The organism is Microbacterium hatanonis (assembly GCF_008017415.1).
In the GTDB taxonomy this organism is placed as follows: Bacteria; Actinomycetota; Actinomycetes; order Actinomycetales; family Microbacteriaceae; genus Microbacterium; species Microbacterium hatanonis.
Window position 1 is genome coordinate 174,284 of record NZ_VRSV01000002.1, and the last position, 13,799, is coordinate 188,082.

The 13,799-nt window shown below is 70.5% G+C and carries 13 protein-coding genes; 7 read left to right on the forward strand and 6 right to left on the reverse strand.

Annotated features, from left to right (window positions below):
• The first annotated feature begins 95 nt into the window (after positions 1–95).
• The 7 genes from FVP77_RS11030 (at position 96) to FVP77_RS11060 (ending at position 8,326) form a co-directional block, all read left to right on the forward strand.
• Positions 96–1,166, forward strand: a complete 1,071-nt coding sequence (locus tag FVP77_RS11030; RefSeq protein ID WP_147894674.1) for an ABC transporter substrate-binding protein — start codon at positions 96–98, stop codon at positions 1,164–1,166.
• 69 nt (positions 1,167–1,235) lie between these two features.
• The gene (locus FVP77_RS11035; RefSeq protein ID WP_187266910.1) at positions 1,236–2,615 is read left to right on the forward strand and encodes an amidohydrolase family protein; all 1,380 of its coding nucleotides are present in this window, start codon (positions 1,236–1,238) and stop codon (positions 2,613–2,615) included.
• A 91-nt stretch (positions 2,616–2,706) separates the two neighbouring features.
• Positions 2,707–4,212 carry an aldehyde dehydrogenase family protein gene (locus tag FVP77_RS11040; RefSeq protein ID WP_147894675.1) on the forward strand — a complete coding sequence of 502 codons (1,506 nt, stop codon included), beginning with the start codon at positions 2,707–2,709 and terminating at the stop codon, positions 4,210–4,212.
• Positions 4,209–5,570 (forward strand): NtaA/DmoA family FMN-dependent monooxygenase, encoded by a 1,362-nt coding sequence (locus FVP77_RS11045; protein ID WP_147894676.1) that lies wholly within the window; start codon positions 4,209–4,211, stop codon positions 5,568–5,570. Before FVP77_RS11040 ends, FVP77_RS11045 begins: the two co-directional genes overlap by 4 nt.
• A gap of 85 nt (positions 5,571–5,655) precedes the next feature.
• Positions 5,656–6,156, forward strand: coding sequence for a thiamine pyrophosphate-binding protein (locus FVP77_RS11050; RefSeq protein WP_121151259.1), 501 nt, complete (start codon positions 5,656–5,658; stop codon positions 6,154–6,156).
• Positions 6,153–6,767, forward strand: a complete 615-nt coding sequence (locus FVP77_RS11055; RefSeq protein ID WP_147894677.1) for a thiamine pyrophosphate-dependent enzyme — start codon at positions 6,153–6,155, stop codon at positions 6,765–6,767. Before FVP77_RS11050 ends, FVP77_RS11055 begins: the two co-directional genes overlap by 4 nt.
• Positions 6,767–8,326 carry a GMC family oxidoreductase gene (locus FVP77_RS11060; protein WP_147894678.1) on the forward strand — a complete coding sequence of 520 codons (1,560 nt, stop codon included), beginning with the start codon at positions 6,767–6,769 and terminating at the stop codon, positions 8,324–8,326. Before FVP77_RS11055 ends, FVP77_RS11060 begins: the two co-directional genes overlap by 1 nt.
• 124 nt (positions 8,327–8,450) lie before the next feature.
• Here FVP77_RS11060 and FVP77_RS11065 read toward each other — a convergent pair whose 3' ends face one another.
• From FVP77_RS11065 to FVP77_RS11090, 6 genes are read right to left on the reverse strand one after another with little or no spacing between them, the layout of a single operon-like run.
• On the reverse strand, positions 8,451–9,509 hold the full coding sequence (locus tag FVP77_RS11065; protein WP_147894679.1) for an adenosine deaminase family protein: 1,059 nt from the start codon (positions 9,507–9,509) through the stop codon (positions 8,451–8,453).
• Positions 9,506–10,111 (reverse strand): helix-turn-helix domain-containing protein, encoded by a 606-nt coding sequence (locus FVP77_RS11070; RefSeq protein ID WP_147894680.1) that lies wholly within the window; start codon positions 10,109–10,111, stop codon positions 9,506–9,508. The genes FVP77_RS11065 and FVP77_RS11070 overlap by 4 nt, the downstream gene beginning before the upstream one ends.
• A 7-nt stretch (positions 10,112–10,118) precedes the next feature.
• Positions 10,119–11,150, reverse strand: coding sequence for an adenosine deaminase (gene add / locus FVP77_RS11075; protein WP_147894681.1), 1,032 nt, complete (start codon positions 11,148–11,150; stop codon positions 10,119–10,121).
• A gap of 60 nt (positions 11,151–11,210) precedes the next feature.
• A complete protein-coding gene (locus tag FVP77_RS11080; RefSeq protein ID WP_246134083.1) occupies positions 11,211–12,092 on the reverse strand; it encodes an ABC transporter permease in 882 nt (293 codons plus the stop codon).
• Complete coding sequence (locus FVP77_RS11085) at positions 12,089–12,964, reverse strand: ABC transporter permease (protein WP_147894682.1); 876 nt, start codon at positions 12,962–12,964, stop codon at positions 12,089–12,091. The genes FVP77_RS11080 and FVP77_RS11085 overlap by 4 nt, the downstream gene beginning before the upstream one ends.
• Positions 12,954–13,778 carry an ABC transporter ATP-binding protein gene (locus FVP77_RS11090; protein ID WP_183042495.1) on the reverse strand — a complete coding sequence of 275 codons (825 nt, stop codon included), beginning with the start codon at positions 13,776–13,778 and terminating at the stop codon, positions 12,954–12,956. Before FVP77_RS11090 ends, FVP77_RS11085 begins: the two co-directional genes overlap by 11 nt.
• Positions 13,779–13,799: the final 21 nt, after the last annotated feature.

Sequence of the window (13,799 nt, forward strand, 5' to 3'; positions counted from 1 at the left end):
GCCGCCTCCTCCGGGTCCTCGTCGCTTCACCCGCAGCGATGACACCGTTTCCGCCGCGCCCGCCCACCGGGCGCCGCGGGGAGAGCGAGAGAGCCATGACCTCGACCCGTCCCCTGCTCCGTCGATTCGCCGCGGGAGCAGCCGTGGCCGTCGGCGCCCTGCTGCTGTCCGCCTGCGCCGGCGGCGCAGCATCCGCCCCCTCGGAGAGCGCCGCCGAAGCAACCGGCCTCGGCGACCTGACCGTGCAGCTCAGCTGGATCCTGAACGAGGAATGGTCGGGAGAGCTCATCGCCGACTCCGAGGGCTACTACACCGACGCCGGGCTCGGCTCGGTGCAGCTCGTGCCCGGTCCCTCGAGCGGTGTGCCCGAGCTGCTCTCCGGCACCGCCGATCTGTCGCTGACCGACGCCCTGTCGGTGGGCGCCGCCGTCGCGAACGAAGCGGCGCCGCTGAAGATCATCGGCGCGACGTTCCAGAAGAACCCCTTCACGATCGCCTCCCTCGCCGACGGCGCCGACATCACGACGCCCCAGGACATGATCGGCAAGAAGATCGGCGTGCAGGACTCCAACCGTGCGGTCTTCGACGCGTTCCTCGCCGCGAACGACATCGACACCTCCGAGGTCGACATCGTGCCCGTGCAGTACGACCCCGCGCCGCTGACCACCGGCGAGGTCGACGGGCTGATCGCCTTCGTCACGAGCCAGTCGGTAGCGATCGAGCTGCAGGGCATCGAGGTCACCGACCTGCTCTTCGCCGACAACGGCCTGCCGTTCGTCGGCCACGTCATCACCGCCACCGACGACACCATCGCCTCCGACCGCGATGCCCTCAAGGCCTTCCTCACGGCAGAGATCCGCGGCTGGAGCGACGCCGTGGCCGACCCCGGCGCGGGAGCCCAGCTCGCCGTCGACGAGTACGGCACCGACCTCGGGCTCGATCTCGAGAGCTCGACCGCGAGCGCGACCGCCCAGGCGGAGCTGCTCGTCGTCTCGGACGAGACGGTCGAGAACGGCCTCTTCACCATCTCTGACGACCTGCAGGAGCAGACCCTGGCGAGCCTGGCCACGTCGGGCTACGCGCTCACCGCGGCCGACCTGTTCGACCTCAGCCTGCTCGACGAGGTCTACGCAGAGAGCCCCGACCTCGTCGCCTACCAGCGCTGAGCCTCCGGGCCGGGAGCGCATCCCGGCCCGGGTCCCGCCCGTCCCGCACCCCCTCCAGGAAGCACCCCCATGAGCATCACCCCCACGATCCTGCTGACCCCCGACGTCGTGCTGACGATGGACGACGACCGCTCGGTGCTCGAAGGCGCCGCCGTCGCCGTCCAGGGCGACGCGATCGTCGCCGTCGGGCCGCAGGCCGAGCTCGAGGCCGCCTACCCCGGCGCCGCCCGGATCGACCTGCCCGACCGCGTGCTCATGCCGGGCCTCGTGAACGCCCACCACCACTCGGGCATGCTGCGCGGCACCGCCGAGCACCTGCCGGTGTGGGAGTGGCTGCGCCTGCACATCGACCCGATGCACCGGGTGCTGCGCCCCGAGGAGGCGGAGGCCGCCGCCTGGCTCTGCTACGCGGAGGGGCTGCTGTCGGGCACCACCACGGTGGTCGACATGTGGCGCTACATGGACGGCGCCGCCCGCGCGGCATCCGCCCTCGGCAACCGCCTGGTCACGGTGAACTACGTCGGCGAGCACCCCGACTTCGACTACTTCGACACCCTCGACGACAACGAGCGGATGCTGACGCAGTGGGCCGGCGCAGCCAACGGCCGGATCATGCCCTGGGTCGGCCTCGAGCACCCCTTCTACGCCGACGAGGCCGGGCAGCGCCGGGCCGTCGACCTGGCGAAGGCGTACGACACGGGCATCTACACCCACTGCAGCGAGGCCGAGATCGAGGTCGCCGACTTCGTCTCGCGCTACGGCGTGCGCCCGATGTTCGCGCTCGAGAAGCTCGGCTTCTTCGACACCCCGCGCGCCATGATCGCCCACGCGGTCTGGCTCGACCAGGCCGAGGTCGAGCTCATCGCCGAGCGCGGGGTCGGCGTCTCCCACAACCCGGTGTCGAACATGAAGCTCGCCAGCGGTATGGCCCCGATCGCCGAGATGCTCGCCGCGGGCGTGAACGTGGGTCTCGGCACCGACGGCGAGAAGGAGAACAACAACCTCGACATGTTCGAGGAGATGAAGGTCGCGTCGCTCCTCGGCAAACTCCGCACGATGGATGCTGCGGCCATGGACTCCTGGCAGGTGCTGCAGATGGCGACCCGTGGCGGGGCGGCGGCCATTGGCCGTGGCAACGACATCGGCGCGATCGCCCCCGGCTTCCAGGCCGACCTCGTCGCGGTCCGCACCGACACCCCGCGGATGACGCCGCTGCTGCCGTCGGGCGGATACGCGAACGTGCACCACAACCTCGTGCACGCCGTGCGCGGGTCGGACGTCGACCTGACCATGGTCGCGGGCGACGTCGTCGTGCGCGACGGGCGGCTCGTGCACGCCGATCTCGACGAGATCATCGATCGCGTGCGCTCGCTCGTGCCCGACCTCTTCGCCCGCCGCTCGGCCTGGCTCGACGCCCAGGACGACCCGACCGGGCTCTTCCACGGCTGACACACGAGAAGCGATCGGACGTAACAGGACCTTCGTAGCCTCGAACAACCCGATGCAGAACCACGACCCACACCCCGCGACGGAGAAGCTCATGACGATCGAGATCACCCCCGGCGCGCTCCGCGAGCGCGTCGCCGCGTTCCTGGCCGACGACCCGGGGCGCCTCCTCGTGGGCGGCCGCTGGACGCCCGCCCACGACGGCGCGACCTTCGCCACCCTCGACCCCGCCACCGGCGAGACGCTCGCCAGGATCGCCCGCGGATCGGGTGCGGATGCGGATGCCGCGGTGGCCGCCGCATCCGACGCCCTTGCGTCGTGGGCCGGGATGCGACCCGCCGACCGGGGTGCGCTGCTGTGGCGCATCGCCGACCTGATGCAGGAGCACCTCGACGATCTCGCCGAGCTCGAGACGCTCGACCAGGGCAAGAGCGTGCGCACCTCCCGCCTCGGCGAGGTGCCCGCCGCGATCAACCAGTTCCGGTACTACGCGGGCTGGCCGACGAAGATCCTCGGCGAGACGATCCCGACGTCGCTGAGCCGCACGCCGCCGGGCAAGGAGGTCTTCGCCTATACGCGACGCGAGCCCGTCGGCGTGGTCGCCGCGATCGTGCCGTGGAACTCGCCGCTCATCATGACGGCGATGAAGCTCGCCCCCGCCCTCGCCGCCGGCTGCACGATCGTGCTGAAGCCCGCCGAGAACACCCCGCTGACGGCGCTGTACCTCGGGCGTCTGCTGCAGGAGGCGGGGGTTCCCGACGGCGTCGTCAACGTCGTCACCGGCTTCGGCGGGGAGGCCGGCCAGTCCCTCGCCGAGCACCCCGGGGTCGCGAAGGTGGCCTTCACCGGTTCGACCGCCGTCGGCAAGCGCCTGGTCGCCACCGCCGCCGGGAGCCTGAAGCGCCTCACCCTGGAGCTCGGCGGCAAATCGCCCGCGCTCGTGCTGCCCGACGCCGATCTCGCCCAGGCCGTGGACGGCATCTCGCGCGGGATCTTCGACAACGGCGGTCAGGTCTGCGTCGCGAGCGCCCGCGTCTACGCCCACCGCTCGGTCTACCGCGACGTCGTGGACGGGATGGCGGCGGCGGGCGAGAAGCTGCGGCTCGGACACGGCCTCGACCCCGACGCCGACCTCGGACCCCTCGTCAGCCTCGCGCAGGCCGAGCGCGTCGCCGGATTCATCGACGAGGGCCGGGCGCAGGGCGCGACCGTCGTCACGGGCGGGGAGCGCTCGGGCGACGCCGGCACGTTCTACGCCCCGACGGTGATTACCGACGTGCGGGCCGACATGCGCCTCATGCGCGAGGAGATCTTCGGCCCCGTCGCCGTCGTCACCCCCTACGACGACCTCGACGAGGTGGTGGGGTGGGCGAACGACTCGCCGTACGGCCTCGCGGCGAGCGTGTGGACGGAGGGCCTCAGCGACGCCCACCGCGTGGCGGCGCGGCTGCAGGCGGGCACCGTGTGGGTGAACTGCCACTCGTTCCTCGGCCCGGAGCTACCCAAGGGCGGCCACAAGGAATCGGGCTGGGGCTACGAGAACGGCGCGCAGGGCCTGGAGAACTACTTGGAGACGAAGACGGTGGTGATGGTGCTGTGACGAAACGGATCAGGCTCGGGGTCTTCGAGATGATGAACCCCAGCAACGGGATGCCGACGTGGACCGACCCGCGCGGCCGCGGCGACGACTGGGACGACCTCGACCATTGGGTGACGCTCGCGCGCGAGCTCGACGCTGCGGGGTTCGACTTCCTCTTCTTCGCCGACACCTACGGCTATGCGACCCTCGACGGGCGGATGCCCCCAGAGGTGGCGGCGCACGGCATCCAGTTCCCCGCCCTCGACCCCATGCTCGCGATCGCCGCCCTCGCTCGCGAGACCGAGAGCCTCGGCTTCGTCGTGACCTCGCCCACGACGGTGGAGCGCCCCTACGCCACGGCGCGCCGCTTCGCCACCCTCGACCGCCTCACCGGCGGACGCATCGGGTGGAACATCGTCACCGGCAGCTCGCAGGCGACGACCGATGAGCTGTTCGGCGTCACCGAGCAGCTCACGCACGACGAGCGCTACGACGCCGCCGACGCGTTCCTCGACACGTGCCTGCGCTACTGGGAGCACAGCTGGGACGACGATGCCGAGGCGCGCGACCGCGCGAGCGGCGTCTACGCCGACCCCGCCAAGCTCCGGCCCGTCGAGGTCGACGGGCGGTTCCAGCGTTCGCGGGGGATCTTCGCCGTGCCGCCGACCCCCCAGCGCACCCCCGTGCTGTTCCAGGCGGGCACCTCCGACCGAGGACGCGCCTATGCCGCCCGCAACGCCGAGGCCGTCTTCATCCAGGGGCAGACGATCGCCTCGGCCGCAGCCCACGTCCAGGACATCCGCGAGCAGGCGGTGAAGAACGGGCGCGCGGCCGACGACGTGGCCGTGGTGACCGGCATGACCGTGACGGTGGCGCCGACCTCGGAGGAGGCACGGATGCTGCGCGCCGAGTACGAGGCGCTCCTCGGCCTCGATGACGCCGCCGTCATGTTCGCCGGGATCACCGGGCTCGACCTCACCGGCCTCGACCCCGAAATGCGTGTCGTGGACCTGAAGACCGACCTCGGGCAGACGCTCGTGCAGCGGTACGCGCGGCAGGACCCCGACATGCGGGTCGGGCAGATCCTCGACCAGTTCCGCACGAAGGCGATCCGCGGCTTCCAGGTCACCGGGTCGCCGGTCGAGGTCGCCGACGAGATCGAGCGCATCGTCGACGGCTCCGGCATCGACGGCATCATGCTCGAGCCGACCTTCGGCGGCCTCGACGCCTACCGCGCGTTCATCGAACTCGTGCTGCCGATCCTCGTCGAGCGCGGACGCGCCGGAGGCGGCGAGGCATCCACCCTGCGCGAGCGGTTCAGCGGCGCTCCGCGCCTGGCCTCGACGCATCGCGCGCACGGCCTCACCGCCCATTCCTGAAGCCGATGTCCCGTTCCCGCCGGGTATCGCCGCCGCATTTCCGGGTCGATGGGGACATCGACCCCCGAACGAGAGAGAGACCACTGTGAGAGCCGATGCTGTCGACGCGGTCATCCGCGGCCTGAAGAGGGCCGGGGTGAGCGTTGCGACCTACCTTCCCGACTCGCTCCTGAAGGAGCTCTACCCGGCGCTGGACGCCGATCCCGACATCCGCACGATCCCCGTCACGAACGAGGGCGAGGGCGCCGCGATCGCCGGCGGCGTCTTCCTCTCGGGCAAGCGCGCCGTGCTCGTGATGGAGAACTCCGGCCTCCGCGCCGCCACCGAGCACCTCGCCCGCATGGGGCTCGGCGCCGGCATCCCGGTCGTGATGATCATGAGCTACCGGGGGGAGATGGGCGAGAACAACTGGTGGGCGATCCCGCACGGGATCACGATGGAACCCCTTCTCCAAGCCCTCCGCACGCCCTACACGATCGTGCGCGACGTCGATCAGCTCGAGACCGCGATCGTGCGCGCCTACGACACCGCCTACGCCTCGTACTACCACGCGGCGATCGTCCTCGGAGGAGACCTGGTCCGATGAGCTACTCCCGATTCGAAGCCATGAAACTGCTCGGGGCGCGCCTCGCCGACGAGCTCGTCATCCTCTCCCTCGGCGGCGCGGTCGACGAGTGGTACAACGCCGCGCCGCACATGCGCGACGCGAGCCTGTTCCAGCAGCAGCTCGGCTGCGTCACCCCCGAGGCCTTCGGTCTCGCCGTGGGGCTGCCGCACCGCCGTATCGTCTCGCTCGACACCGACGGCGGGCTGCTGTTCAACCTCGGCATCCTCGCCACCCTCGGCAACGAGCGCCCCGAGAACCTCTTCATCGTGGTCTGGGACAACGAGCAGTACCAGTCGATCGGGGGGCCCGCGACCCACACCGCGAAAGGGCGCGTCGACCTCGCCGCGATCGCCCGCGGCGCCGGCGTCGACCAGGCCTACACGGCCGCGACGCTCGAGGAGTTCGACGCGCACTGCGCCGCCGGCCTCGCCGCATCCGAGCCGTACATCGTCGTCGCGAAGACCGACGGGATCCTCGAGCCCGGCATCAAGCGCAAGCACTCCGACGGGCGCGAGGACAAGTACATCTTCGTCCGCCACGTCGAAGCCACCGAAGGCGTGAGCATCATGGGTCCGAGCGAGCACAACTGATGCCGCTGATCGCCTCCCCGGCCGCCGAGTACGACGTGATCGTGGTCGGCGGCGGGGCCGCCGGGTGCGTGCTGGCCGCTCGCCTCACGGAGGACCCGGATCGCCGCGTGCTGCTCGTCGAAGCAGGACCGGACCACCGCGGGGTGGGCGAGATCCTCGACGCCGCGCACTGGGACGCCATGATCGGCGGGCCGTACGACTGGGGCTACCGCTCGACGCCCACCGACCACGTGCTGGGGCGTTCGCTCGCGATGCCGCGTGGAAAGGTGCTGGGCGGCAGCTCGAGCACGAACGCCATGCTCTGGTATCGCGGCAACCGCGCCGACTACGACGCGTGGGCCGCCGCCGGGGCGACGGGGTGGGGGTACGACGACCTGCTGCCGTACTTCCGGCGCTCGGAGGCACGCGCCGGCGGCGACCCGTCCTTCCGCGGAACCGACGGACCCATGCGGGTCGGCCCTCTCGCCGAGGTGCACCCGATCGCCGACGCCCTCATCGCCGCCTCGGCCGAACGCGGCCTGCCGGTGCTCGACGACGCCAACGGCGCCTCCAACGAGGGGGCCGTCTACGCCGACTACAACGCGGTCGCCGCACCCGACGGGGCCTTCGAGCGGTGGAGCACCGCCCGGGCTTACCTCGAGCCCGCGCTCGCACGCGCGAACCTCGACGTGATCGTCGGCAGTGCCGTGCACGGTGTCGTCGTCCGGCACGGTGTCGTCACCGGCGTGCGGCATGTCGTCGACGGCTCGCTCGTGACCACGACCGCAACGCGCACGGTGCTCGCCGCCGGCGCCCTCGACACCCCGCGCCTGCTGCAGCTCTCGGGCGTCGGCGACCCGCGGCGCCTCTCCGCGGCCGGGATCGATGTCGTGCACGACCTGCCCGGGGTGGGCGAGAACTTCCAGGACCACCCGTTGATCCTCGGCATGAACTTCCGCGCGCGCGCCGACCTCGGCCCGGTGATCGGCAACGGCGGGGGCGCGATGCTGAACTGGCGGAGCTCTCACGCCGAAGCCGGACCCGACCTCCACACCGTCATCGCGCACGGCTCGCGCGGCGACGACGCGCTGCACGCCGCGCACGACCTCTCCGGCAACCGCGTCTTCGCGCTCGTGCCGGGCCTGTACCGCTCGCGGAGCACGGGATGGGTGCGCGTGCGCTCGGCCGACCCCGCAGCATCCGCCGACGTCCATCCGAACTACCTGGCCGACCCCATCGACCTCGCCGCCATGGTCGAGGCCGTCGACGCGGTGCACGATCTCGTCGCGACGTCGGCCTACGCAGACCTCGCCGAGGGCCCGATCACCCCGCCGCACGGCCTCGACCGCGCCGCGAAGGTGCGCTTCGTGCGCGAGAACATCGGCACGTTCTTCCACTGCTCGGGCACGGCCCGCATCGGCACCGACGACCTCGCCGTCGTCGATCCGGGGCTCCGCGTGCGCGGCCTGGAGGGCCTGTGGGTCGCCGACGCCTCGGTCATGCCCCGCATCCCGACGTGTAACACCCAGGCGCCCACCGTCGCGATCGCCGAGCGGGCCGCGGAGCTGCTGCGGGCCTGAGCATCCCCGCGCACACCGGAGGGGGTCTGCAGTCCGGAGGGCGGATGCTGGGGAACGCACCTCCCGTGCGCACATCTCCTCCCGCGTGAACCGCGGACGGGGGCGGCACGAGGAGCGACCCGGGTCAGCGCTCGAGGAGGGCGTCGAGTGCGAGGAACTGCGCGGTGAAGTCGGCGCGCAGCATCCGCTTCTGCTCGTCGTCGCAGAACGCGGTGTCGATACCGGTGAGCGCGATGCGCTTGGCCGTTTCGGCGTCGATCCCCATCGCCCGGAGCCCCTCGCGGTACTCCCGGCCAAGATCGGTGCGGAAGAACATCGCATCGTCGGTCGAGACCGACACCGCAAGCCCGGCGTCGATCATCGCCCGGATGCGGTGCGCGGGATCGAGCACCCACCCCGAGCAGATCGTCGTCGACACCGGGGTGGTGGCGAAGCCGATCCCTCGCTCGAGAGCCAGCGCAAGCACCGCCGGGTCGTCCATCACGCGGTAGCCGTGGTCGATTCGATCGCACCCCAGAACCTCGATCGCGTCGCGGACGTTGTGCGGGCTCGCCGACGGCGTCTCGCCCACATGGGCGGTGCGCAGGAGTCCGTGCTCACCCGCCAACGCGTACGCGGCGGCGAACCTCAGCGGGTCTTCGGTGTTCTCCGGCGTGAGGTCGTCCTGGCCGATCCCGACGACCTCCGGGAAGGGGTGCGCGATCATCTCGCGCACCAGGTCGACGGCCGCTTCGGCGGACTCCCGCCGGTTGATCGCCACGATGACGCGGAAGCCGACGCCCAGTTCGCGCTCGGCCCGCCTCAGACCAGCGATCGCCGCGGTCAGCACCTCGACGTACGACATCGGCGCCACCCCGGGCGTCGCCGGGTGCGCGAAGTACTGCGGGTTGATGTAGTACTCGCGATAGCGCAGATTGCCCTCCGCAACGGCATCGGCCACGCCCTCCCACGCGACCCGCTCCAGATCGGCGGGCCTGCGCAGCACCTCGTGCGCCACGCGCCAGCCATGGAGGAACTCGACGAGATCGCCGAACTCGAACAGGCGGTCGGTATCGTCGGTCCACAGCTCGACCGACGAGCGCAGCGCGAGCTCTTGCAGCGTCGCGGGTCGCATCGTCGAGACGAGATGGCAGTGCAGCTCGGTCTTCGGCAGCAGCTGAAGATAATCGGCGTACGAGATCATGCGTTCCTCCAGCCGCTCGGACCCTGCTTCACAACGAGAAGCCGGTAGGTCTCGCCCGTCGCCGACCACCAGCGGTGCGCCACCCCGCCGCGGTAGTAGACGGAGTCGCCTCGACCGAGCGTGAGCACCTCGCCGGCGAGGTCGACACGCACGGCTCCCGCCAGCACGTAGAGGAACTCGTCCTCGGCATGGACATACGCCTCGCCCGCGACGACGTTCTCGCCCACGACCTCGAGCGGATGCATCGGTCTCGTCCCGTGCGCGAGGGTTCGGGCCGGGGTCGCGGCGAATCCGTCGTCGACCAGCCGCTCGTCCGAGCGATGCACCTCGACCTCGGCCGCCTTCTCGTCGGGAGCGTCGGCGGCGGCGATCAGCTCGATCGGACTGGTCTCCAGCGCCACCGCCACGCGTCGCAGGGTCGACAGGCTCGGCTGGGCGAGCCCGCGCTCGAGCTGGCTGAGGAACGGATGCGACAGATCGGTCGCGTCGGCGAGCTGCACCAGCGTCATCGCGCGGGCATGACGCAGGAGGCGGATGTGCGCGCCCAGGCGCAGACTCGCGGCCTTCTCGTCGTGCGCGGCACCCTCGACCATCGTCGTCATGTCGGCCTCAGGCGGGGAGCGCCACTCCGTGGTCGGTCGCGTACGCCTCCACCGCGGCGACGAACGCGGCGCGGCGCGCGGGGGTGAGCCACGACGCCTCGAAGGAGTTGATCGCGAGCTGCACGAGGTCGGTCTGCGACAGCCCCGCCTGCTCGGCGAGGGCGACGTAGTTCTCGCCGACGTAGGCGCCGAAGTAGGCCGGGTCGTCGGAGTTGACCGTCACCCGCAGGCCTTCGCGCAGGAGCCCCACGATCTCGTCGGCCTTCATCTGCTCGGTCACGAACGAGTTCGACACGGGGCAGGTGGTGAACCCGAGACCGCGCTCCTTCGCGAGGGCGACGAGCGCGGGATCCTCGACGATGTTCGTGCCGTGGTCGATGCGGTCGACCCCGATCTCCTCGATGACCGCTCGGATGTTGTCGACCGAGCCGACCTGGTCGATGTCGCAGTGCATCGTGAGGAAGAACCCCTCGGCCTTCGCGCGGGCGAAGACGTCGGCGAACTTGCCGGGCGGGTTGTCGCGCTCGTCGGAGTCGAGGCCCACACCGATGATCCACGCCTTGTACGGCAGCGCCTCCATGAGCGTCGTCATGGCGTGCTCGGCCGAGAAGTCGCGGAGGAAGCAGAGGATCAGTTCGGCTGAGATGCCCAGTTCGCTCTCGGCGCGGACCGCTGCCCTCCGGTAGCCGCCGATGACGTTGCCGAAGGGCACCCCGCGGCTCGTGTGCGCCTGCGGGTCGAAGAACATCTCGACGTGCACGACACCCTGCTCCTTCGCACGCAGCAGGTACGCCCAGGCCAGGTCGTGGAAGTCGTCGGCCGTCTGCAGCACGTTCATCGCCGGGTAGTACACCGCGAGGAAGCTCGTCAGGTCGGTGAAGTCGTACGTCGCCTTCACCGCGTCGACGGTCTTCTCGGCGAGCTCGATGCCGTTGCGCGCGGCGAGGTCGAACTTGAGCTCGGGCTCGAGCGTGCCCTCGAGGTGCAGATGCAGCTCGGCCTTGGGCAGGCCGAAGGCGAAGTCGGTCAGGGAGGTCATGCGGGAGTGTCCTTTCGGGCGGACGGATGCGGCGGATGCGGCGGGATGCGTCAGGATGCGTCAGGACCGGTCGGCCATGCCCATGCGGGCCAGCACCACCGACTCGACGATCTGCACGAGGTTGTAGAGGATGAGCGCGGTGCCGGTGACCAGCACGACGGCCGTCCACACCGCCGAGAACTGCGCCCCGGCGATGTAGCCGCCGACGGCACCGCCGATGCCGCCGCCGACCGCGAGCCATTCCGCGAGGAGCGCGCCGGTGATCGCGCCCGGCACCGAGATGCGCACCGCCGCGAAGAACTCGGGCAGGGAGCTCGGCAGGGCGACCTTGCGCAGTCGCGTCCAGGCGTTGCCGCCGTAGACGGCGACGAGGTCGTTCATCTGCGGCGAGGCCGACTTGAGGCCGAACACGATGTTCACGAGGGCCGGGAAGAGCACCACGATCCCGCCGATCACGGCGACCGAGGCGAACTCGCGTCCGAAGATGAGGATGATCACGGGCGCCATGGCCACGAGCGGCACGGAGCGCAGCAGCATCGCCATCGGCATGAGCGCGTGCTCGACGCCTTTGCTCAGCTGGAACACGATCGCCACCAGCAGTGCGACGACGAGGCCCGCGGCGAACCCGACGAACGAGTGGCCGAGGGTCACACCGAGCTGACCGAACAACTGCGCCCGGTTCGCCTCGGCGTTGGGCACCGTGAAGAGGAAGTTCCAGACGTCGATCGGTCCCTTGCCGACGTAGGCCGACACCTGGAAGACCCCGAGGGCTCCGACCCAGATGACGAGCACCGCGACGATGGTGAGCACGAAGGTCAGGAGAGCACGGGTGAGTGCTCGGACGGTGGACTTCGTCGCCTCACGGCGGATCTCGGCGTTCAGCTTCGCGATCGACTCGGCGCCGCCCGGCACGGTGACCGCGGGCAGGGTGTCCATGCTCATCGGGATGCTCCCTTCGACCAGGGCGCGACGGCCCGCGAGATGAGACCGAGCAGCGCGTAGCCCAGGAGAGCGACGGCCCCGGAGGCGAGCGCGATGTCCCACACCCGGGCCGAGTTGAGTGCCTGCTGGGCGGCGATCATGGCCGGACCGACGCCCACGGTGATCTTGCCGAAGAACTCCCCGAGCACCGCACCGAGGAAGGCCGCGGGCACCGCGATCTGGAGGGCGTTGAGGATCGCGGGGAGGGAGGCGATGAGACGCACCTTCCGCAGCTGCGTGAGCCGCGAGCCGCCGTAGACGGTGATGAGGTCGAGGCTCGCCTTGTCGGCTGCCTTCAGCCCGAGGAGCGCGCCGACGACGGTCGTGAAGAAGCAGCTCAGCGCGGCGAGGAACACCGCTGTCGTCGAGGGCTGACCGGCCGTCGGGATCGGGACGATCACGGTCAGCAGCAGACCCAGCGCAACGATCGGGATGCAGTAGGTGATGATCGCGATCTGCATCACCACGCCCTCCAGGCGCGGCACGATCAGCACGAGCGCGGCGAGCACGAGGGCGAGGCCGTTCCCCCAGAGGTAGCCGATGCCCGCCTCGGTCAGCGTGATGCCGAAGTTCTTGGCGTAGAACTCCCACCCGGTGTCGAAGAACTCCACGACGACCTGCAGCGGAGTCGGAATGGCCTGAACCCCGCCGGGGCCGACGTTCGAGAACACCGTCGCCGCGAGGATCCACCAGACCGCGATGATGCCGATGACGCCGATCGCCCCGGTCAGCCACGCGGGAAGCGCGATGTCCTCCCACTGGATCGCGCGCGGCTTCGAGTCCTGGGGGGCAGGACCGCCCGGGCTCTTCGTCGCGGGAGCGTCAATGGTCATCGGCGGCGGCGCCTCCGACGCCGAACAGCAGTTCCTGCGCGTGATCGACGTAGGCGTGGAACTCGGGCGTGCGCATCATCTCGGGGGTCCGCGGACGAGGGAGGTCGATGGTCATGACCTCCTTGATCCGCCCGGGACGCGGGCTCATGACGGCCACCTGGTCGGAGAGGAAGATCGCCTCCGAGATGCCGTGCGTGACCAGGAGGGTCGTCGCGGGCTTCTCGGTCCAGATGCGCAGCAGCTCGAGGTTGAGCTTCTGCCGTGTCATGTCGTCGAGGGCGCCGAACGGTTCGTCGAACAGCAGCACCGAGGGCTTCATGATCAGCGACCGGGCGATCGACACGCGCTGGCGCATGCCGCCCGACAACTGCGCGGGCTTCGCCTTCTCGAAGCCCTTGAGCCCGACCAGGTCGATCATCTCCGCGACGTAGGCCTTGTCGACGGGCTTGCCCGCGACTTCGAACGGCAACTGGATGTTCGACTGCACGCTCCGCCACGGCAGGAGCGCCGAATCCTGGAAAGCGATGCCCAGCTCGTTGCCCCGGCGCAGCTCCTTGGGGCTCTTGCCGTCGACACGGGTAGTGCCGCTGGTCGGGTCCTCCAGACCGGCGAGGATCCGCAGGATCGTCGACTTGCCGCACCCCGATGGACCGAGGAGGGCCAGGAACGTTCCCTGGTCGGTGTGGAGGTTGGCGTCCTGCAGCGCGACGACGCTCTTGCGTCCGACGCTGAAGACCTTGTTCAGTCCGGTGATCTGCAGGCCGGTGCCCAGGGTCGTCCCCTGGGCACCGGTCTCGGTGGCCGTATCGGTCACAATTGCACTCCCAAAGGGATC

What these genes read in the sequence shown, in the direction of transcription:
- FVP77_RS11040 (WP_147894675.1), top strand. Translation starts at nt 2,707, where the DNA reads ATGACGATCGAGATCACCCCCGGCGCGCTCCGCGAGCGCGTCGCCGCG.
- add (WP_147894681.1), bottom strand. Translation starts at nt 11,150, where the DNA reads ATGACCTCCCTGACCGACTTCGCCTTCGGCCTGCCCAAGGCCGAGCTG.
- FVP77_RS11085 (WP_147894682.1), bottom strand. Translation starts at nt 12,964, where the DNA reads ATGACCATTGACGCTCCCGCGACGAAGAGCCCGGGCGGTCCTGCCCCC.
- FVP77_RS11060 (WP_147894678.1), top strand. Translation starts at nt 6,767, where the DNA reads ATGCCGCTGATCGCCTCCCCGGCCGCCGAGTACGACGTGATCGTGGTC.
- FVP77_RS11065 (WP_147894679.1), bottom strand. Translation starts at nt 9,509, where the DNA reads ATGATCTCGTACGCCGATTATCTTCAGCTGCTGCCGAAGACCGAGCTG.
- FVP77_RS11080 (WP_246134083.1), bottom strand. Translation starts at nt 12,092, where the DNA reads ATGAGCATGGACACCCTGCCCGCGGTCACCGTGCCGGGCGGCGCCGAG.
- FVP77_RS11070 (WP_147894680.1), bottom strand. Translation starts at nt 10,111, where the DNA reads ATGACGACGATGGTCGAGGGTGCCGCGCACGACGAGAAGGCCGCGAGT.
- FVP77_RS11055 (WP_147894677.1), top strand. Translation starts at nt 6,153, where the DNA reads ATGAGCTACTCCCGATTCGAAGCCATGAAACTGCTCGGGGCGCGCCTC.
- FVP77_RS11030 (WP_147894674.1), top strand. Translation starts at nt 96, where the DNA reads ATGACCTCGACCCGTCCCCTGCTCCGTCGATTCGCCGCGGGAGCAGCC.
- FVP77_RS11035 (WP_187266910.1), top strand. Translation starts at nt 1,236, where the DNA reads ATGAGCATCACCCCCACGATCCTGCTGACCCCCGACGTCGTGCTGACG.